Origin of the sequence: Mesorhizobium sp. J428 (assembly GCF_024699925.1) — a bacterium.
GTDB lineage: Bacteria > Pseudomonadota > Alphaproteobacteria > Rhizobiales > Rhizobiaceae > Mesorhizobium_A.
Window position 1 is genome coordinate 4,663,969 of the sequence record NZ_JAJOMX010000001.1, and the last position, 21,043, is coordinate 4,685,011.

The window sequence follows — 21,043 nt, forward strand, 5'->3', positions numbered from 1 at the left end:
AGCGACATCTCAATGCAGCCTTGGCGTGGAGCCCTGGCCCTTCTCGTCGATGACGAGGCCGCGATGAAAGCGGTCTAGGGTGTAGGCGGCGTTGTAGGGATGCGGCTCGTCGCGGGCGATGGTCCAGGCGAAGCACCAGCCGGAGGCGGGGGTCGCCTTGAAGCCGCCGTAGCACCAGCCGGTGTTGAGATACATGCCGGGCAGGGGGCCGGTGGTGATGATTGGCGAGCCGTCCATCGACATGTCCATGATGCCGCCCCAGGAGCGCAGCAGGCGCACGCGGGACAGGCCGGGGAACATGGCGGCGATCTCGCTCATCACGTCCTCGACGATCGGCAGGTTTCCGCGCTGGGCGTAGGTGTTGTAGCCGTCGATGTCGCCGCCGAAGACCATGCCGCCCTTGTCGGATTGGGTGACGTAGAGGTGGCCGGCGCCGAAGGTGACGACCGTGTCCATGAACGGTTTCAGCCCCTCCGAGACGAAGGCCTGCAGCACGTGGCTCTCGATCGGCAGGCGGTCGACGCCGGCCATCTTCATCAATTGCCCGGTGTGGCCAGCCACCACGACCGCGACCTTCTTCGCGCGGATCTCGCCGCGCGTCGTCTGCACGCCGATGATCCGGTCGCCGTCGCGCAGGAAGCCGGTGACCTCGCAGTTTTCCAGCATGTCGACGCCGCGCCGGTCGGCGCCGCGCGCATAACCCCAGGCAACGGCGTCGTGGCGGGCGGTGCCGGCGCGGCGCTGCATCAGACCGCCATAGACCGGGAAGCGGCCGCCGAAGTTGAGGTCTAGCGCGGGTACGAGCGACTTGATCTGCTGCGGCGTCATCAATTCGGCGTCGATGCCGACATGACGCATGGCGTTGCCTCGGCGGGCAAAATCGTCGAGCTGTCCCGGCGAGTTGGCGAGGTTGAGGCAGCCGCGCTGCGAGAACATGACGTTGTAGTTGAGTTCGTGAGAGAGGTTCTCCCACAGCTTCATCGAATGCTCGTAGAAATGCTGGTTCTTGGGCAGCAGGTAGTTCGACCGGATCATGGTCGTGTTGCGGCCGATATTGCCCTGTCCGAGCCAGCCGCGCTCGACGACCGCGACATTGGTGATCCCGTGCTCCTTGGCGAGATAGTATGCAGTCGACAGTCCGTGCCCGCCGCCGCCGACGATCACCACGTCGTATTCCGGCTTCGGATCCGGCTTGCGCCAGGCGGGCTTCCAGTCGGGCGACGCCGAAAAGGCGTTCCTCAGCAGGGAGAAGACCGAATATTCCGCCATGAATGCCGACACCTCGCAGATTCCCGGCTACAGTATAGAGCGGTCTCGGTGGCGAAGGCGAGGAAAGCGCCATCGCTTTTCGAAAGGCCGACGCGACCGCCCTCGCGCCTTGCCGCGTCCGGCCAGCCTCACTATTGATGGGCGGACGAATCCGACGGCACGAGCGCGTTGAACACCAATCCCCTCCAAAAACTGGCTGCTCTCCTGATCGCGCTGCTGATGGCCGCGGTGCTTGTCGTCCCGTCGTCCGCGGAAGGGCCGGTGCCCGAGATCGTCGCGACGCAGCAGACGGTGATCCAGGATCTGGGCCGCAAGGCCGACGAGCTCGAGAAGCGGATCGAGGCGAATGCGAATGACGATGCGCGGCTCGCCGACCTTCGTCTGGAACTCGATGCGCTGAACAAGGATATCCTGAAGGCGGGCGTTGCGTTCCGCCCGCGCCTCAGCGAGATCAACGCCCGCCTCGAATCTCTGGGCTCGCCGCCGGCGGAAGGGCAGCCGCCAGAAGCCGAGATGGTGACCACCGAGCGGCAGGCGCTGCTGAGCGAGAAGAGCCAGATCAACGTGCTGATCGGCGACGCGGAGGCGACCTCGCTGCGGGTGAACCGGCTGATGGAGGAGGTCTCGCAAATGCGGCGCGATCTCTTCGCCAACACGCTGTCGAAGCGCTACGAGATCGACTATGCGCTGCTGGGCGAAGTGGCCGAGGATTTCTCCGACGAGCTGTCGCGGCTCTATATGACCGTGTCGTCCTGGCTGAAGTTCGTCGTCCAGTACAAGCTGTCCTCGGTGCTGACGGCCGCGTTCTTCGCCCTTGCCGGCGCGCTGGTGCTGAGGATCGGCGGCGGCCGCCTGTTCGGCCGGCTGATCTATGCCGACCCAACCGATCCGGATCCGCCGTATATCAGCCGCCTGTCGGTGGCGTTCTGGTCGACCTTCCTGCGCTCGGCGGCGATCGCGGTGTTCTTCCTGAGCACCTGGTTCTTCTTCGACTATTTCGACGTGCTGCGCGGCGACATCGGCGCGATGCTGCGGTCGCTGTTCATCGTCCTGGCGCTCGTCCTGTTCGTCAACCGGCTGTCGCATGCCGTGCTGTCGCCGAAGCTGCCGAACTGGCGGCTACTGGAGATCGAGCCGCGCCCGGCACGCCTGCTCGTGTGGCTGATCACGGCGATGTCGATCGCCACGGGCGCCGACTACCTGTTCAGCGAGATCTTCCGCATCCGCGGCGCGGCCCTCGCGCTGACGGTGGGCGAATCGCTGCTGGCCACCGTCATCGTCGGAATCCTGCTCATCCTGATCGCGACGGTAAAGCCCTTCGCCGACGCGGAGGGCAGGCCAAAGGCCTGGCCGGTGCTGCTGCGCATCGCCTTCTACATCGTCGGTGCGGCGACGGTGCTGGCAGCGCTGCTCGGCTATATCGGCATGGCCAAGTTCGTTTCGCAGCAGATCGTCGTCACCGGCGCGATTCTCGCCATGATGTATATCGGCGTGCTCAGCGGTCGCGCGCTGTCGGAGGAGGGTGCCTTCGCCGGAACCGCGCTCGGCCGGCGGCTTGGCGAACGGTGGCGGATCGAGGAGGCGACGTTTGACCAGCTCGGGCTCGCAAGCAGCATCCTGATCAACATCTTCGTCCTCTTCGTTGGCCTGCCGCTGATCCTGCTGCAATGGGGCTTCCAGTGGGGCGACATCCGTTCCTGGGCCTATTCGATCGCCACCGAGATCCGCATCGGCACGGTATCGTTCTCCCTGATCGGCATCTTCACCGGCATCCTGGTGTTTGCGATCGGCTTCTTCGCCACGCGCTGGTTCCAGAGCTGGCTGGACGATTCCGTCATGACGCGCGGCCGCGTCGATGCCGGCGTGCGCAATTCGATCCGCACCGCTGTCGGCTATGCGGGTGTGGCGTTGGCGGGGCTGATCGGCATTTCGGCAGCCGGCATCGACCTCTCCAACCTCGCGCTCATCGCCGGCGCGCTGTCGCTCGGCATCGGCTTCGGCCTGCAGAACGTCGTGTCGAACTTTGTCTCTGGCTTGATCCTCCTGGCGGAGCGGCCGTTCAAGGTCGGCGACTGGGTGGTGGCGGGCACAACCTCCGGCACGGTGAAGAAGATCAGCGTCCGCGCGACGGAGATCGAGACGTTCCAGCGCCAGACCGTGATCCTGCCGAACTCCGAACTCATCAACGCCGCCGTCGGCAACTGGACGCATCGCAACAAGCTCGGCCGCGTCGAGATCAAGGTCAACGTCGCCTACGGGTCGGACGTGCACAAGGCGCACGAGATCATGGCCGCGGTGGCGAAGGCGCATCCGCTGGTGCTGAAGAACCCCGAGCCCTTCGTGCTCTTTGCCAATTTCGGCCCGGCGGCGCTGGAGTTCGAGATCCGCGTCTTCCTGTCCGACATCCTCAACGGCATGCGGGCACAGAACGACATCCGCTTCGCCCTGCTGGACGCATTCGCCGAGGCCGGCATCGAAATACCGTCGACGCCGCGCATGATGCCGACCAAGGAAGAGGACGAGGAGGCGGCACAGGAAAAGGCGCACGCGGAGGAGCAGATGATCGTGGCCGCCCGCGACAAGGCCGCGAAGGCGCGGCCGAAGCGCCGGCGGAGCCGCATCGACCCGGACGGCGACGCGGGCGGGGACGACGAGACCTGAATGGCCCGTTCAGTTGCCGTTCAGGCTGAATTGCATATAAGCTCATTCGCAAAGGACGAGAACGTCCTCGCATTGGACAGAAGGCGGTGGAAACACCGGTTCAGGCAATGAAGAAGTTTCTGGTGATGACCGCGGCGCTGGTTGCGCTTACCTCGCAGGGGAATGCCGCGAGCATCGTGAACAATGACAGCGAAGCGCGCACGGTCGTCGTGACCGAGGGCGGCAGCCAGCAGGAGCTTTCGCTGGCCGGCGGCGAGAGCGCCGAGTTCTGCCCGAGCGGCTGCTTCGTCTCGCTTTCGGGCGAACGCGAGACGCTGCTCGGCACCGAGCAGGTGGAAATCTCCGGCGGCAAGATGCGCATCCGCTAAGCATTGGTCGCTCCGGTTTGGTCTCCCTGGCGGCCGGGCGCTTGCCCGGCCTTTTATGTTTTGCGGCAAGGCTCCGTTAAGAGTAATCTCGAATTCCGATCCGCACGGCCTTTTCACGGCTGGCCCGATTCAGCTTTCCGTAGCGTGCCCCGGCTATGGTCCGGTCAACCGCGACAGGGACGCACGCGGACAGGGATGCAGGGTAAACCGATCATGGACGCCAGGACGGACAACACGGCGATACCGCTCGCCGTCGACCTCGACGGCACGCTGATTGCGACCGACCTTCTGTGGGAAGGCCTGTTCCTGCTAATCCGCAAGAACCCGCTCTATCTGTTCGCGGCGATCTACTGGGCGCTGTCGGGCGGGCCGGCGCGTCTCAAATGCGAGATCGCCGAGCGGATCGACATCGATCCCGCTTCCCTGCCGTACCGGCCCGAAGTGGTCGCCCGCCTGCGCGAGGAGCAGTCCGCCGGCCGGCGGCTCGTGCTCGCGACCGGCACGCCGCGCAAGTTCGCCGACGCGATCGCCAACCATCTCGGCCTGTTCGACCTGGTGCTGGCGACCGACCGGCTCGGCAACCTGACCTCGAAGCGCAAATGCGCGGCGCTGGAAGATGCGTTCGGCGACGGCGGCTTCGACTATGCCGGCAACAGCAGGCACGACCTTGCCGTCTTCGACCGCGCCAGGACCGCCCTGATCGTGGCGCCGGACCGGGCGGCGGCAAGCTGGCACCGTCGCAACGGCGGCGAGCTGATCGAGACGCCGAAGGCATCGGCGAAGACCATCATCAAGATGCTGCGCGCGCATCAGTGGCTGAAGAACGTGCTGATCGCCGTTCCGATGGTGCTGAGCCACGAATACTTCAATCCCAGCATGCTGCTCGCCTGCGCGATCGCCTTCGTATCGTTCTCGTCGGCGGCATCGGCGATCTACATCGTCAACGACTTCTTCGACCTCGCTCTCGACCGTCGCCATGCCACGAAGCGCAACCGGCCGTTCGCGAGCGGGCTCCTGTCGATGCCGTTCGGCCTGGCCTGCGCCGCCGTGCTGCTGCTGATCAGCGTTGGCACGGCGCTGCTCCTGCCATGGGAATTCGGCGCGGTGCTCGCCGGCTATCTGGTGGCCACCACGGCCTATTCGCTGTCGCTCAAGCGCATGCTTCTGATCGACGTGATGACGCTCGCCGGCCTCTACACGATGCGCATTCTGGCGGGGGCTGCGGCGACCGGCACGGACGTGTCGTTCTGGCTGCTGGCGTTCTCGATCTTCTTCTTTCTGTCGCTGGCGCTGGTGAAGCGCTATGTCGAGCTGCGCACCACCGTGATCAAGCCGGGCGAGCGCATCGCCGGGCGCGGCTACAGGTCGGAGGACCAGGAGATCGTGGCGCAGGCCGGCATGGCCTCGGCCTTCTCCTCCGCGCTCGTTCTCGCGCTTTATATCGACAGCGCGGCCGTGCGCGAGCAGTACGCGGAGCCGGCGCTGATCTGGCCGCTGGCGCCGATCGTGCTCTACATGACGATGCGCATCTGGATTCTCGCTCGCCGCGACGAGATGCACGACGACCCGATCGTCTTCATCATCCGCGACTGGCGAAGCCAGCTCGTCGCCGCCTTCGGCGCCTTGCTGCTCTTCGCCGCGGTCCTGATCAAGTGACCGCGCGACATCAATCCTTCGGCAGGGTCTTTCCCGCCGCAAGCGCCCTGATGGAGCCGCAGGAGGCCGCTCGCCGGCTCCGGGACGGCCGCCAGAGGGCCGGCGCGATGCTGGCCGTCGGCAACATGCGCTCCTATGGCGATTCCTGCCTCAACTCGTCGGGCACGATCGTCGACATGCGCTCGATGAACCGTCTCGCCGCCTTCGACACCGAGACCGGTATCCTGGAGGCCGAGGCGGGTATCCTCTTGCCGGAGATCATTGCAGCCGGCGCGCCGCACGGCTTCTTTCCGGCGGTCGTTCCGGGAACCCAGTTCATCACGCTCGGCGGCGCGATCGCCAACGACGTGCACGGCAAGAACCATCACCGCCGCGGTACGTTCGGGCGGCATGTGATCTGGCTCGACCTGATGCAGTCCGACGGCCAGGTGCGCCGGTTGAGCGCGCAGGACAACACGCCACTGTTCGCCGCCACCATCGGCGGCATGGGAATGACCGGCATGATCCTGCGCGCAGCGATCCGGCTGATGCCGGTCCCGTCGCTGGACGTTGCCGAGAAGATCGAGCCGTTCGACAGTCTGGACGAGTTCTTCGCGATCGCCGAGGAGGCCGATGCGAAGAACGAATACGCCGTCGCCTGGATCGACCAGCTTGCGGGCGGTCGCGGCGCGGGCAGGGGGCTGCTGCTCACCGGCAACCATGCCGAGGGCGGCTCGCGACAGGCCCTGCCGCCCGGCGGCAAGCTTGCCGTGCCGTTCCAGCCGCCGTTCAACGTGCTCAACCGGCCGTTCCTCAAGGCGTTCAACATGGCGTACCGGCTCGCCAAGGGCCGCCGCCGCGACGTCGCGGTGTCGGGTTACCAGGGCTTCTTCTTCCCGCTCGACGGCGTGCGCGACTGGAACCGGCTGTATGGGCCGCGCGGCCTGTTCCAGCACCAGAGCGTGGTGCCGTTCGCGACGGCGCGTGAGGCGATCCCGGCGCTGTTCGACGCCGCGCGCAAGGCGGGGCAGGGCTCGTTCCTTACCGTCCTGAAGCGGTTCGGCCACCTGCCGTCCCCCGGCATGCTGTCCTTTCCGCGGCCGGGCTATACGCTGACGCTCGACTTTCCCAACCGGGGTCAGTCGACACGCGCGCTGCTCGACCAGCTCGACCGGATCACGGTCGAGGCGGGCGGTGCGATCAACCCCTACAAGGATGCACGGATGGGAGCGGCGACCTTCGCGGCCTCGTTCCCGCGCTGGCGCGAATTCGGATCGCTGCGCGACCCGGCCTTCGTCTCGGACTTCTGGCGCCGTACGGCGTTGGCGCTGCCCGCGTCTGGCACCGGCTTTGCATCGGCCGCCGAGTAGGCGCGGCGCGAGCGGACACCTGTGCCATAACGGGACTTATGTGTTATTCCGGCACATTAGGTAAAATTTGAAAGGGTCGTTCACCAGTTCGTTTCCATCTGTGTGGTACGTCTGGCGTGAGGACGGGGAATTCGCATGAAATACATAGGCTTCATCTTATTCACTGTGATGACCAACGCCGCGGCGCAGCTCATGCTGAAGCAGGGCATGATGTCGCTGGGCGATATTTCATTCGCCGGTACCAACCCGGTGATCAAGATCCTGCAGATCGTGTTCAGTCCCTGGGTCTTCTTCGGCCTCTGCACCTTCGTCATCTCGATGGCGTCGCATCTCTACGTGCTGTCGAAGGTCGAACTATCGTTCGCCTATCCGTTCCTCAGCCTGGCTTATGTGGCTGTCGCCGTGTTTGCCTATTTTGTCTTCCGCGAGGATCTCAACGGCTTCCGGATAGCCGGCATCGCGGCGATCTGCGTCGGCACGATACTGATCGCCCAGGGCGGCAGCGGCCACGCCGAGACCTCCAATCAGTCGAATCCCAAATCTGTCCAGTCCAGCGAGCTTACCCAATGAGACACATCATCTTCGGCGGCGACGGTTTCGTCGGCCGTCACCTGGCTCCGAAGCTGCAGGCCGATGGCGAAGAGGTCGTCGTTGCCGATATCGTCAAGAGCGATCTGCCGCACTACGGCAAGGTGCGCTTCGTGCGCTGCGACGTGACCAAGCCGGACGAGGTCCGAGCGGTCGGCATCAAGCCGGACGACATGGTCTACAACCTGTCGGCCAAGATGCTGTCGCCGATCCAGGTGCGGGCCAAGCGCCACGAGTTCTTCTGGCCGGTGAACTATCACGGCACCGAGAACATCATCGAGGCGATGGCGGCCGCCGGCGCACCGAAACTGGTGCACTTCACTACCGACATGATCTACGGCCACACCGTGTTCCATCCGATGACGGAGGACCATCCGGTCGCCCCGCTCGGCGAATACGGCCTGTCGAAGCTGAAGACCGAGGAACTCGCCGCCGTATGGCGCGACAAGGGGATGAACATCTCGCTGTTCCGTCCGCGTCTCATCATCGGTCCCGGCCGCCTCGGCATCCTGGAAAAGCTGTTCAAGCTGATCGACTTGAACCTGCCGGTGCCGATGATCGGTTCGGGCAAGAACCCGTATCAGTTCATCTCGGTGTTCGACTGCGCAGAAGCCTGTCGCGCCGCCTGGAAGGCCGGAGTGCCGAACGAGGCCTACAATCTCGGCTCGCTCAATCCGCCTTCGGTGCGCAAGCTGCTCGGCGACCTGATCAAGCATGCCGGCTCGAAGTCGATTCTGATCCCGACGCCCGGCTGGGCGGTCAAGCGCACGCTCGATCTGCTCGACGCCATGAACATGCCGATCATGGATCCGGAACAGTATCTGATCGCCGACGAGGATTGCTTGCTCGACGTGTCGAAGGGCAAGCGCGACCTCGGCTGGGTGCCGCAGTTCCGCGACGAGGACATGCTGATCGCGGCCTATCGCGAATACAGGGCCAAGAAGGAGGGCAAGGCGGTCGCAGCCGCGCACTCCGTGCCGGCCGAGTGAATTGAATCAAGGGGCAGACGATGACCGTGATGACCAAGCCTGAGACGACGAACACCCGCGCGATTGTCGACGCGCCGACGCTGACGCCGAACGCCACCCGCAAGCCGAAGTTGATCTCGGTGGAGGAGGCCAAGGCCATGGACGTGGCCCGCATGACGGACCTGTTCAAGGCGCACCAGAACCCGGGCCAGCTGCATTTCATGAAGCTGCTCGGCTTCCACAAGATCAAAGTCGAGCGCGCCGAGGGGATGTATTACATCGACAAGAACGGCCGGAAGATCCTCGACTTCTTCGGCGGCTTCGGCTCGCTGGCCTTCGGCCACAACCATCCGCGCCTGCTGGAAGCCCGCAAGAAGTTCCAGGACGAGAAGCGGCACGAGATCGCGATCGCGTTCATGTCGCAATGCACCAGACCGCCTTCGCGCACAATCTGGCGGCCTGCTCGCCGGGCGACCTCGACATGGTCTTCCTCGGCTCCTCGGGCTCAGAGGCTATGGAAGCGGCGGTGAAGCTCGCCGAGCGCGCCGCCGGGCCGAAGCGGCCCAAAATCGTCTATGCGGAGAATTCCTTCCACGGCAAGACCAAGGGCGTGCTGGCCATCACTGACGGCCAGCTCTACCGCGGCGAATTCAAGCTGACCGGCAATACGGTCAAGGTGCCCTTCGGCGACATCGACGCCGTCGAGAATGCCTTCAAGTCCGATCCCGAGATCGGCGCGATCGTGCTGGAGACGGTGCAGGGCGGCGGCGGCATCATTCAGGCGTCGCCTGAATTCTGGACCAAGCTGCGCGCGCTCTGCGACCAGTACGGCGTGATCTGGGTCGCCGACGAGGTGCAGTGCGGCTACGGGCGGACCGGGCGCTTCTATGCCTTCGAGCACTACAACGTCGTGCCGGACATCACAGCGCTGGCAAAGTCGCTCGGCGGTGGCAAGACGGCGATGGGCGCGATGATCGCAAAGCGCGACATCTTCATGAAGGCCTACGGCACGCCGAAGACGGCGATGATCCATGCGCCTGCTACCTTCGGCGGCATGGGCGAGGCCTGCGCCACTTCGATCGAGGCGCTGAACGTGCTCTACGACGAGGGCCTGATCGACAATGCGGCGGATGTCGGCGACTACCTGCTCGACCGCCTCAACGCGCTGAAGGCCAAGTACCCGCAGATCATCAAGGATGTGCGCGGGCGCGGGCTGATGGTGGGCCTGGAGTTCCACGACTTCTCGCAGACGCTGCCGATGGTGCTGCGCCCGGTGGTGGCCATGCTCGACGACAAGCTGAAGGGCTCGCTGTCCGGTTTCGTCGGCGCGTTGCTTCTGCGCGACTACGACTGCCTGGTGGCCTTCACCGAATACAACCGCAACGTCATCCGGCTGGAGCCGCCGCTGATCTGCCAGCGCGAACATGTCGACACCTTCGTCGACGCGTTCGACAAGCTGCTCGGCCGCGGCATCATCTCGATCGTGAAGGATTTCGTGAAGAGCCAAGTGACCTGATCGGGGGGCGATCAGGTCACAAATAGGGGCAGGGGAGCGAAGGGCATGCAAGGGGCGCAGCAGGGGACGCTGATCGGCTGGGCGTTGCGGACGGGGCTGGGCGAAACCGTCGTGCGGACGGTGTCGCGGGGCCGCCTGCTGGACCGCCTGGCCGCGCTCTTCATGGTGCTGTCGGTCGCCGCGATCGCCGCTTATGCGACGTTCAAGCCCGACTACAATTGGGACATGGTCGCCTATGTGGCGACCGCGCTGGAGAATCGCGTCCAGGATGCGCAGGAACTGCACCGGGAGACCTGGGCACAGATCGACGCCGGCTCGTCGCCCGAGCAGCAGTTCAAGCTGAAGCAGTCCAATCCCTATAACCTGAATCAGTGGGAAAATCCGGCCGACTTCCAGTCGCAGCTGTCGATGTATCGCGTGAAGATCGCCTATGTCTGGCTGCTGCGCGCGCTGGAACCGGTGGCCGGCCTCGTCAACGCATCGATCCTGCTGAGCGTGCTGCCCAGCATCGGCTTCGGCCTGATCGGCCTGTGGTGGCTGTGGCGCGAGAACGCGCTGCAGGCGGCCTTCATGCTGGTGCCGATGCTGCTTCTCGCCGACTATTCGCGCATGACGACGGCGGTGACGCCCGACATGCTGCTCGCGCTGGTGTCGGCCGCCGCGCTCTACTGTCTGTGGCGGGGTCGCGACACGCTGGCCGGCGTGCTGCTGTTCGCCTCGGTGTTCGTGCGGCCTGACAACATCATCCTGATCTTCGCGCTGCTGATCGCAGCGGTGCTCTTCTCCTGGCGCTGGCTGCCGATGGCGGTCACCTTCGTCGCCTCGCTCGTCGCCTGCATGCTGATCTCGAAGTATGGCGAGCATCCCGGCTGGTGGGCGCATTTCTATTTCTCCTGCGTCCAGATCCAGAACTCGATGGCCAACTTCCATCCGGATTTCTCGCTGGTCGCCTTCGCCAAGGGTTATGCGCGCGGCGTGGTCGTGTCGCTGCAGAACAATGACTGGCCGGCGCTGCTGGCGCTGATGACGGCCGCCTGGGCGCTGCTCAACAAATACGGCATGATGCGCGGCGGCCGTGCCAACGCGCTGGCCTTCGCGCTTGCCATCGGCACGCTTGGCAAGTTCGCCTCCTTCCCGCTGCCCGACGACCGGTTCTACTTCGTCTTTATCTCCGGCATGGCGCTGGTGCTCGCCGCCGCTTGGAAGCCGCGGTTCGAGGCGCCCTGACGGGTCGGCACGCATCTCCTGGATATTCATGTCGCGATCCGGACAGCGGTCACATCGTGACCCGCAGGACGTTCGCTGATCGCCAGTATGCGCCCGTGGTCGCGGCGCGTTTCGACGATGTCGCAAACAGGCTGCACTCTCGCCCGGCCGCTCTATAGTCTGCCGAGAAAATTCGATTTCGGAGCAGCAGTCCCATGGCAGGGTTTCCGACCAAGGCGAAGGTCGTCATCATCGGTCTCGGCGGCATCGTCGGCGCGTCGGTCGCGCACCATCTGATCGAGCGCGGCTGGGACGACATCGTCGGCGTCGACAAGTCGGGCATCCCGACCGACATCGGCTCGACCGCGCATGCATCGGACTTCTGCTACATGACCAGCCACGACTTCCTGTCGTGCTGGACCTCGCTCTACTCGATCGATTTCTACGAGAAGCTCGGCCACTACGAACAGAATCGGCGGGCTGGAGGTGGCGCGTGTCGGCGACGATGCGCGCATGGACGAGATCAAGCGCAAGATCGCCTCGGCCAAGGCGTTCGGCACGCGGGCGCGGCTGATCGAGCCGGCCGAGATCAAGGAAAAATTCCCGCTGATCGAGGAATCGGTGGTGCAGGGCGGACTGTGGGACCCCGATGCCGGCCTCGTCATCCCGCGCTCGCAGACCGTTGCGCACAAGCTCGTCGACATGGGCGAGAAGTCAGGCAGGCTGAAGGCCTTCGCCAACACGCCGGCCAAGTCGCTGGTGATCGAGGACGGGAGGATCAAGGGCGTCGTCACCGACCGCGGCACCATCATGGCCGACTATGTCGTCGTCTGCACCGGCCTGTGGGGGCGGCTGATCGCGGAAATGGCAGGTGAGGACCTGCCGGTGATTCCGATCGATCATCCGCTGACGTTCTTCGGTCCGTATACGGAGTTTGCCGGCACCGGCAAGGAGATCGGCTTTCCGCTGCTGCGCGACCAGGGCAACTCTGCCTATATGCGCGACACCGGCGATCCGGTGACCGCCGAGGGCGGCATGATCGAGTGGGGATATTACGAGGAGCACAATCCGCGCCTCGTCCACCCGCGCGATCTGCTGGAGAAGGACCAGGCGCGGCTGTCGCCCTCGCAGCGCGACCTCGACATGGAGCAGATCATCGCGCCGCTGGAGCGCGCCATCGAGCTGACGCCGATCCTCGGCGAGCTCGGCTATGACGAGCGCCGTTCGTTCAACGGCCTGCTGCAGGTGACCGCCGATGGCGGCCCGTCGATCGGCGAGAGCCAGAAGGTGAGGGGCCTGTGGTATGCCGTCGCCATCTGGGTCAAGGACGCGCCCGGCATGGCCAAGCTCGTCGCCGACTGGATGACGGACGGGCGCACCGAGATCGACCACAACAAGATCGACTATTCGCGTTATTATCCGCACCAGCTCAAGGAAGACTTCATCGCCGGCCGCTGCGGCGAGGCGGCGCAGAAGGTCTACAATCCGGCGGTCCACCCACGCGAGCCCTATGCGACCGGGCGCAACATCAAGCGTTCGCCCTTCTACGAGCGCGAGAAGGAACTCGGCGGCTACTTCATGGAACTCGGCGGCTGGGAGCGCGCGCACGGCTATGCCGCCAACGAGCACCTGCTGGAAAAATACGGCAACCGCGTGCCCGTCCGCGAGAACGAGTGGGACAACCGCCACTTCTGGCGTGTCTCCAACGCCGAGCACCTGGCGATGAGCGAGGACTGCGGCATCGTCAACCTGTCGCATTTCCACATGGTCGACATCGCCGGGCCCGACCATGTCGAGCTGCTCGAATGGTTGTGCGCGGCCAGGATCGGCGGTGACGCCAACATCGGCAAGGGCATTTATACCCATTTCCTCGACGATGAGGGCATGGTGCGGGCCGATTTCACCGTCTTCCGCATGGCCGACCGCTGCCGGTTGGTCAACGGCGCCGATGCCGGGCCGCGCGACTTCCACTACATGCGCCGCGTCGCCGAGGACCGCGGGCTCGACGTGACGATCACCGACGTGTCGGAAAAGTTCGTCACCATCGGTATCTGGGGGCCGAACGCCCGTGCGACACTGAAGAAGGTGGTTGAAAATCCCGCCGGCCTCGATCCCGAGAACTTCGCCTTCGCGGCGATCAAGCCGGTCCGTATTGGCGGCAAGGACGTCACCGCCTTCCGCATCTCCTATGTCGGCGAGCAGGGCTGGGAACTGCATATGAAGTACGAGGACGGACTGGCCGTCTGGGATGCGCTGCGCTCCACCGGGGTGATGGCGTTCGGCGTCGAGACTTACGCGAACAGCCGCCGCATGGAGAAGAGCCTGCGGCTCCAGAACGCCGATTTGCTGACCGAATACAATCTGTTGGAAGCTGATCTTCAACGCCCGAAGGTCAAGGAGGCGGATTTCCGCGGCAAGGCGAGGCATCTCGAACACCGCGCCCGGCCGCACCAGCCGGCGACGCTGTGCACGCTGACGCTCGAAAGCAATGTCGATTCGAAGGGCGTGGCGCGTTATCCGGTCGGCACAAGCCCGATCCTCGATCCCGCGACCGGCGAGACGCTGGTCGATTCGCTCGGCCGCCGCTCCTTCACGACGTCGATGGCCTATGGCCCGACGATCGGCAAGACGATCATGCTTGCCTACCTGCCGCACGAGCACGCTGTGAAAGGCAACGATTTCGAGATCGAATATTTCGGCGAGCGCTACCCGGTGAAGGTCGCCGGCGTCGGCTACGAGCCGCTTTACGATCCGGAGAACCTCAAGCCGCGGACCTGATTGCCGCGGATCTGTGCCATTCGGTGCGAGTTTTCCAACTTTCCCGGCGGGAGCGAACGGCCGCTTCCATATTCCGCCGCAATCCGTGCTACAAGACGCCCCATAAGGGACAGAATCCGCCGGATGCGGGAAGTAAGGAGAGGGAATTCATGAAGACCAGGATCGTCGCGGCCTTCACCGTCGCGCTGTTTGCCAGCGCCTGCACCACCGACCCCTATACGGGCGAGCAGAAGATTTCGAACACGGCGGGCGGGGCGCTTCTCGGCGCCGGCGTCGGCGCGCTCGCGGGCCTCGCAGTCGGCGGCTCGCCGCGTGCACAGCGCAATGCGGTGCTGATCGGCGCCGGCCTCGGCGCGCTGACTGGCGGCGCAATCGGCGCCTATATGGACCAGCAGGAGGCAGAGCTGCGCCGGACGCTGCAGGGCACGGGCGTCGGCGTCGTGCGCAACGGCAACAACCTGTCGCTGATCATGCCGTCCAACATCACCTTCGCCACCGACCAGGACCAGATCAACGCCGGCTTCTACCCGACGCTGAACGCCGTCTCTCTGGTGCTGAAGAAATACAACAAGACCCTCGTCGACGTGAACGGCCACACCGATTCGACCGGCGACGACAATTACAACTACCGCCTATCCGAGCGCCGCGCGCTTTCGGTCGCGAACTACCTGACCTCGCAGGGCAACGATCCGCGCCGCTTCTCGGTGCTGGGCTTCGGCGAGACACAGCCGATCGCGTCCAACTCCACCGAATCCGGCCGTGCGCAGAACCGCCGCGTCGAGATCCAGCTCGCGCCGATCACCTGATCGGCGTGTAGAGCTCAGGCGGCGAGAGCCTTTGCGATCTTCGCCGCCAGCCAGGCATTGTTCTCGACCAGCGCGATATTGGTCTTCAGGCTCGCGCCGTCCGAGAGTTCGAGGATCTTCTGCAACAGGAACGGCGTCACGGCCTTGCCGCTGACGCCGTTTTCGTCTGCGGCTTTCTGCGCTGCGTCGATATAGCCCCGCATCCGCGCGGCCGGGATCTCGTCCAGCTCCGGTACCGGATTGGCGATCAGCATGCCGCCCGGAAAGCCGAGGTCTTCCCGCGTGCGCTGGAAGCGGGCTATCGCCTCGGCGCTGTCGAGGCGCAGCGGGGCGGGAAAGTCGGAGTGCCGCGACCAAAAGGCGGGCATCACGTCCGCGCCGTAGCCAACCACCGGCACGCCGCGCGTTTCCAGCACTTCCAGCGTCTTCGGAATGTCGAGGATCGCCTTGGCGCCGGCCGAGACGACGATGACGGCCATGCGCGCCAGCTCGTCGAGGTCGGCAGAGACGTCGAAGCTCAGCTCTGCTCCTTTGTGCACGCCGCCGATGCCGCCGGTGGCGAAGACGCGGATGCCGGCGAGGTGCGCGGCGATCATCGTGGCCGCGACCGTGGTGCCGCCGGTGCGGCCCTCGGAGATCGCGAAGGGCAGGTCCGCCCGCGACAGCTTCATGGCGCCCGGCGTCGTGGCGAGTGCCGCCCGCTCGCCGTCCGACAGGCCGATCTTGAGACGGCCGCCCATGACGGCGATCGTGGCGGGCACCGCGCCTTCCTCGGCAACGATTGCCTCCACCTTTGCCGCCATGTCGTTGTTGGCTGGGTAGGGCATGCCGTGGGTGATGATCGTGCTTTCCAGAGCGACCACCGCGCCGCCGCGGCGCAGGGCGTGGCTCACCTCCGGATGGATGTCGATATGGGTGTCGTTCAGCATGGCTGTCTCCCTGGCCGCCTCATGCCACCCGCACCGGCATGGGCACAAGAGCGAGCGCTTGCGCAAAGGCGTTGGTGTCGAAGGCGGGCACGGCGAGAGGCGATTCGAGCGCGAGCATGGCCGCCGCCAGGCCTTCGCGGGCGGCGTCGGCAAGCGGCAGGCCGCGCGTCAGCGCCGCCACGGTGGCGCCTGCCAGCGCGTCGCCGGCTCCGGTGACATCGGCGATATGGCGTGGCGCGGGCGGTACGATGGCCGTCCGGCTCTCCGCATCGAAGATCGTCACCGCGCCCGCGCCGTCGGTGATGACCGCGCCGCGCAGGCCCCTGGCGCGCAGCGGCGCGACCGGATCGGCCGAAGAGTCCGCCTCCTGCCCGAGTAGGGCGTTTGCCTCCTTGCGGTTCATGAACAGGCAGTCGACGCGTTCGAGCATGCCGGCCAGTCGCACGACCTTCGCCGGCGAGATGCCGATCGCGTGGAGCGGCTTGTCCGCAGCGGTCTCCGCCAGCACTTGCAGCGCCGCCGCAGGCAGGTTGGCGTCGCACAGGATGGCATCCGCGCCGGCGATTGCCTCGCGGCAAGCGGAGCGGCGAAGCTGCCGCGGGAAGAGGTCGTAGAGACCCATGTCGGCGAAGCCCGCGATCAGGTCGCCATCGCGGTCGATCAATGCGGTGTAGCTCGCCGTCACGCGGTCGAGGAACACGGCGGACCGGTCCTCGATCCCCGCCTCCGCGATCTCGCGCGCAACGCGTTCGCCGCCCGCGTCGCCGCCGCGCAGTGAAATGAGCGCGCAGGCCACGCCCCGGCGGCGCGCAGTGCGCAGCGCGTTGAAGACCACGCCGCCGACATCTTCGCGCATCTTTCCCGGATTGGACGCGCCCGGCACGTAGATCCCGGAGACCTGTCCGCGCCGGTCGATATGCGCGCCGCCGATGCCGAGAAGCAGCGGGTCCCTTGAGGTGGAGTTGGTCATGCGAAGCCGAGGATCGGGGTGATTTTCTGGTGCCGAGAGTAGGGCTGGGCGGGCCGCGGTTCAATGCGGCGCGCCTATTGCCGTGACGGCCTATGTCAACATGATTGCCCAAAAAAAAGCAAGGCCCGAAGGCCTTGCAGATTAACGCGTCCGATCTGTTTCCGGTGGCCGGCGGCAGCGGAAAATCGCGCCTAGATCGCATCCTCCCAAGACTTTGACCGCGTAAAGGGGCAAATTTGCTTCGCCCATCTGATTATGGCGGGAACCCTAGACCAAATTTCACATGCTTGTCACGAAGAATTTTGCTGTGAAACCGGCATTGATGTGGTGCGCTGCACAATGAAGTCGCATGTGCTGCCGACTAAATGATCAAAAAGCCGGGGGCTAGCTCCGGGCGGATGCGGGCGGGTTTTCATTTCGCCATGAAATCGCTATGAAGCGCGCGCAAATCCTGCCCGGATGCCGTTCGATTCCGTCCGGGCGCGTCCTCCCTCACGGAATAGATGATGCGTCTGTCGCGCTACTTCCTGCCGATCCTTAAAGAAAATCCGCGCGAGGCCGAGATCGTCTCGCACCGCCTGATGCTGAGGGCGGGCATGATCCGCCAGCAGGGGCAGGGCTCCTTCACGATGCTGCCGCTGGGCAAGCGCGTGCTGGACAAGGTGTGCCGCATCATCCGCGAGGAGCAGGATCGCGCCGGCGCCCTCGAAATCCTGATGCCGACCATCCAGTCGGCGGAGCTGTGGAAGGAAAGCGGCCGGTCAACGACTACGGCAAGGAGATGCTGCGCATCAAGGACCGCCAGGAGCGCGATCTTCTCTACGGCCCGACCAACGAGGAGATGGTGACGGAGATCTTCCGCGCCTACGTCAAGTCCTACAAGGACCTGCCGCTCAATCTCTACCATATCCAATGGAAGTTCCGTGACGAGGTGCGGCCGCGCTTCGGCGTGATGCGCGGGCGTGAATTCCTGATGAAGGACGCCTATTCTTTCGACCTCGACTATGAGGGCGCTCGCGCGGCCTACAACCGCATGTTCGTCGCCTATCTGCGCACCTTCACCCGCATGGGCCTGAAGGCGATCCCGATGCGCGCCGACACCGGCCCGATCGGTGGCGATCTTTCGCATGAATTCATCATTCTCGCCGACACCGGCGAGAGCCAGGTGTTCTGCCGCAAGGAATTCCTCGAGCTTGCCGTGCCCGGCGAGACTGTCGACTTCGGCAACGACGCCGAGATCGCCGGCATCGTGAAGGACTGGACGACGCCCTACGCCGCGACCGACGAGATGCATGACGAGGCCGCCTGGGATGCGATTCCCGAGGACGAAAGGCTTTCTGCTCGCGGCATCGAGGTCGGACACATCTTCCACTTCGGCGAGAAGTATTCGAAGCCGATGGGCGCCAAGGTGCAGGGCCCCGACGGCAAGGAGCACTTCGTCTCGATGGGCTCCTACGGCATCGGCCCGACGCGCCTGATCGCGGCGATCATCGAGGCGAGCCATGACGAGGCCGGCATCATCTGGCCGGAGAGCGTGGCGCCATTCGAGGTGGTGATCATCAACATGAAGGCGGGCGACGCCGACTGCGATGCAGCCTGCGAGCAGCTTTATGCAGCCTATCAGGCAGCCGGCGTCGACGTGCTCTACGACGACACCGACCAGCGCGCTGGCGGCAAGTTCGCCACCGCCGACCTGATCGGCATCCCCAACCAGGTGATCGTCGGGCCGCGCGGCGTGGCCGCAGGCGAGGTCGAGCTCAAGCGCCGCGCCACCGGCGCGCGCGAGACGACGAAGCTCGCCGACCTGCTCGCCTTCATCGGGACGACGGCATGACCGACGCGGCCGCCGCCTCGCAGCCTGTGCGCGCCGGCAAGGCGACGCCCGCGGGCGCCGGCCCGTTCTCGCTGTTCGAGCGCATGGTCGCCTGGCGCTACCTCCGTTCGAAGCGCAAGGAGACGGTGATCTCCGTCATCGCCTCGATCTCCTTCGTGGGCATCATGCTGGGCGTGGCGACGCTGATCATCGTCATGGCTGTGATGAACGGCTTCCGCACCGAACTGCTGACCCGCATCCTCGGCATCAACGGCCATCTGATCATGCAGCCGATCGACCGGCCGCTGGATGACTACGCCGAGGTCTCGGCGCGGATCGCCGGGGTGCCGGGCGTGAAGTTTGCGATGCCGCTGGTGGAGGGCCAGGTGCTGGCGCAGGGGCGCCAGGGCACCAACGGCACAGGCGCGCTGGTGAAGGGCATCCGCGAGGCCGACCTGAAGAACATTTCGCTCGTCGCCGGCAATGTGCGCCAGGGCGAGTTGAACGGCTTCGATGCCAGTGAGGGTGTCGCGATCGGCACACGTATGGCGGAGAATCTCGGCCTCGGCATCGGTGATTCCATCACGCTGGTCTCACCCGACGGCGATGTGACGCCGCTCGGCGTCAATCCGCGTGTGAAGGCCTATCCGGTGACCGCGATCTACGAGATCGGCATGTCGGAATACGATTCGCTGATCGTCTTCATGCCGCTGGCGGAGGCGCAGCTCTTCTTCAATTCCGAAGGCGTGGCGCAGACGATCGAGATCTTCGTCGACGACCCCGACAAGGTGGACGAGCTGAGAGAGCCGATCGAGGCGGCGGCGCAGCGCCAGCTTTACCTCACCGACTGGCGCTTCCGGAACCAGACCTTCTTCTCGGCGCTCCAGGTCGAGCGCAATGTGATGTTCATGATCCTGACGCTAATCGTGCTGGTGGCGGCGCTGAACATCATCTCCGGCCTGATCATGCTCGTGAAGGACAAGGGTCGCGATATCGCCATCCTGCGGACCATGGGTGCGACGCGCGGGGCGATCATGCGCATCTTCATGATGACGGGGGCGGCGATCGGCATGACCGGCACGTTGGCCGGCGTCATCCTCGGCATCATCGTCTGCCTGAACGTCGAATCGATCCGGCAGTTCTTTTCCTGGATTTCGGGCACCACAATCTTCAATCCGGAACTCTACTTCCTGTCGAAGCTGCCGGCCGAGATCAACATGAGCGAGACGGTGTCGGTGGTGGTGATGGCGCTGGCGCTGTCCTTCCTGGCGACCATCTTCCCCGCCTGGCGGGCCGCCCGGATCGATCCCGTCGAGGCATTGCGCTACGAATGAGCACTGTTCTCGAACTCAAGGCGGTGCAGCGCCATTACGACCAGGGCGACGAGCACCTCGCGATCCTGGCCGATGCCGATTTCTCGCTGTCGAGAGGCGAGATGGTCGCGCTGGTTGCGCCGTCCGGCGCGGGCAAGTCGACGCTCCTGCATCTCGCCGGCCTGCTCGAGCGGCCGAATGCGGGCGACGTCGTCCTCAACGGCCGCGCCTGTGGCGCACTGAGCGACGACGAGCGGACCGCGATCCGCCGCAACGAGGTCGGTTTCGTCTACCAGTTCCATCATCTCCTGCCCGAGTTCACGGCGCTGGAGAACGTGATGATGCCGCAGATGGTGCGCGGTCTCGACCGCACGGAAGCGGCCCGCCGCGCCGCCCAGCTCCTCGACTACATGCGCGTCGGCCCCCGCGCGCAGCATCGGCCGTCCGAACTCTCCGGCGGCGAACAGCAGCGCGTCGCGATCGCGCGCGCGGTTGCAAATGCGCCGTCGCTGCTGCTCGCAGACGAGCCGACCGGCAATCTCGATCCCGACACCGCAGTCTACGTCTTCGAGGCGCTGGAGGCGCTGGTGCGGCAGTCGGGGCTCGCGGCGCTGATCGCGACCCACAATCACGATCTCGCTGCCCGCATGGACCGTCGCGTCACGCTGCACGGTGGCAAGATCGTCCCGCTCTGAGCGGACGCCTCATTCTCCGACATTAACCATGACGCAACGTCTGCCGGCCCCGGCGGGCTTTTTGCCATTGACGCATGAACAGAAGTGGAACAAAATAAAAACATAACCAGTTTTTAGGAGAATCTTCCATGACCGACATGATCCAGGACGTCGTCGCG

Annotated in this window: 13 protein-coding genes and 3 pseudogenes; 13 read left to right on the forward strand and 3 right to left on the reverse strand. The window is 65.2% G+C overall.

Annotation, left to right across the window (positions count from 1 at the left end):
* Positions 1-9: 9 nt before the first annotated feature.
* Positions 10-1,269: a sarcosine oxidase subunit beta family protein gene (locus LRS09_RS23455; protein WP_257810299.1), complete on the reverse strand. Its 1,260-nt coding sequence runs from the start codon at positions 1,267-1,269 to the stop codon at positions 10-12.
* 168 nt (positions 1,270-1,437) lie between these two features.
* Between LRS09_RS23455 and LRS09_RS23460 the strand changes: the two genes are divergently transcribed.
* The 10 genes and pseudogenes from LRS09_RS23460 to LRS09_RS23505 all read left to right on the forward strand — a co-directional run bounded on the left by LRS09_RS23460 (position 1,438) and on the right by LRS09_RS23505 (position 15,165).
* The gene (locus LRS09_RS23460) at positions 1,438-3,930 is read left to right on the forward strand and encodes a mechanosensitive ion channel family protein (protein WP_308240336.1); all 2,493 of its coding nucleotides are present in this window, start codon (positions 1,438-1,440) and stop codon (positions 3,928-3,930) included.
* A 107-nt stretch (positions 3,931-4,037) separates the two neighbouring features.
* Positions 4,038-4,298, forward strand: coding sequence for a hypothetical protein (locus LRS09_RS23465; protein WP_257809418.1), 261 nt, complete (start codon positions 4,038-4,040; stop codon positions 4,296-4,298).
* A gap of 213 nt (positions 4,299-4,511) precedes the next feature.
* Complete coding sequence (locus LRS09_RS23470; protein WP_257809419.1) at positions 4,512-5,954, forward strand: UbiA family prenyltransferase; 1,443 nt, start codon at positions 4,512-4,514, stop codon at positions 5,952-5,954.
* A gap of 50 nt (positions 5,955-6,004) precedes the next feature.
* Complete coding sequence (locus LRS09_RS23475; protein WP_257809420.1) at positions 6,005-7,303, forward strand: FAD-binding oxidoreductase; 1,299 nt, start codon at positions 6,005-6,007, stop codon at positions 7,301-7,303.
* Positions 7,304-7,438: 135 nt separating this feature from the next.
* Positions 7,439-7,873: a transporter gene (locus LRS09_RS23480; protein WP_257809421.1), complete on the forward strand. Its 435-nt coding sequence runs from the start codon at positions 7,439-7,441 to the stop codon at positions 7,871-7,873.
* Positions 7,870-8,880 carry an NAD(P)-dependent oxidoreductase gene (locus tag LRS09_RS23485; protein ID WP_257809422.1) on the forward strand — a complete coding sequence of 337 codons (1,011 nt, stop codon included), beginning with the start codon at positions 7,870-7,872 and terminating at the stop codon, positions 8,878-8,880. Before LRS09_RS23480 ends, LRS09_RS23485 begins: the two co-directional genes overlap by 4 nt.
* 29 nt (positions 8,881-8,909) lie before the next feature.
* Positions 8,910-10,375: pseudogene (locus LRS09_RS23490) on the forward strand (aspartate aminotransferase family protein).
* Between the two features lie 45 nt (positions 10,376-10,420).
* The gene (locus LRS09_RS23495) at positions 10,421-11,602 is read left to right on the forward strand and encodes a hypothetical protein (protein ID WP_257809423.1); all 1,182 of its coding nucleotides are present in this window, start codon (positions 10,421-10,423) and stop codon (positions 11,600-11,602) included.
* Positions 11,603-11,796: 194 nt separating this feature from the next.
* Positions 11,797-14,359: pseudogene (locus tag LRS09_RS23500) on the forward strand (FAD-dependent oxidoreductase).
* A 149-nt stretch (positions 14,360-14,508) separates the two neighbouring features.
* Positions 14,509-15,165, forward strand: a complete 657-nt coding sequence (locus tag LRS09_RS23505; RefSeq protein WP_257809424.1) for an OmpA family protein — start codon at positions 14,509-14,511, stop codon at positions 15,163-15,165.
* Between the two features lie 14 nt (positions 15,166-15,179).
* Here the strand turns inward: LRS09_RS23505 and LRS09_RS23510 are convergent, their stop codons facing one another.
* Complete coding sequence (locus tag LRS09_RS23510; RefSeq protein WP_257809425.1) at positions 15,180-16,094, reverse strand: pseudouridine-5'-phosphate glycosidase; 915 nt, start codon at positions 16,092-16,094, stop codon at positions 15,180-15,182.
* A 19-nt stretch (positions 16,095-16,113) separates the two neighbouring features.
* Entirely contained in the window at positions 16,114-17,064 is a 951-nt protein-coding gene (locus tag LRS09_RS23515) for a carbohydrate kinase family protein (protein ID WP_257809426.1), read from the reverse strand.
* Positions 17,065-17,570: 506 nt separating this feature from the next.
* On the opposite strand from LRS09_RS23515, the pseudogene proS reads away from it, so the two are divergent.
* The 3 genes and pseudogenes from proS to LRS09_RS23530 all read left to right on the forward strand — a co-directional run bounded on the left by proS (position 17,571) and on the right by LRS09_RS23530 (position 20,885).
* Positions 17,571-18,898, forward strand: a pseudogene (proS, locus tag LRS09_RS23520) (proline--tRNA ligase).
* Positions 18,895-20,211 (forward strand): lipoprotein-releasing ABC transporter permease subunit, encoded by a 1,317-nt coding sequence (locus LRS09_RS23525; RefSeq protein WP_257809427.1) that lies wholly within the window; start codon positions 18,895-18,897, stop codon positions 20,209-20,211. Before proS ends, LRS09_RS23525 begins: the two are co-directional and overlap by 4 nt.
* Positions 20,208-20,885 (forward strand): ABC transporter ATP-binding protein, encoded by a 678-nt coding sequence (locus tag LRS09_RS23530; RefSeq protein WP_257809428.1) that lies wholly within the window; start codon positions 20,208-20,210, stop codon positions 20,883-20,885. Before LRS09_RS23525 ends, LRS09_RS23530 begins: the two co-directional genes overlap by 4 nt.
* The last annotated feature ends 158 nt before the right edge of the window (positions 20,886-21,043 follow it).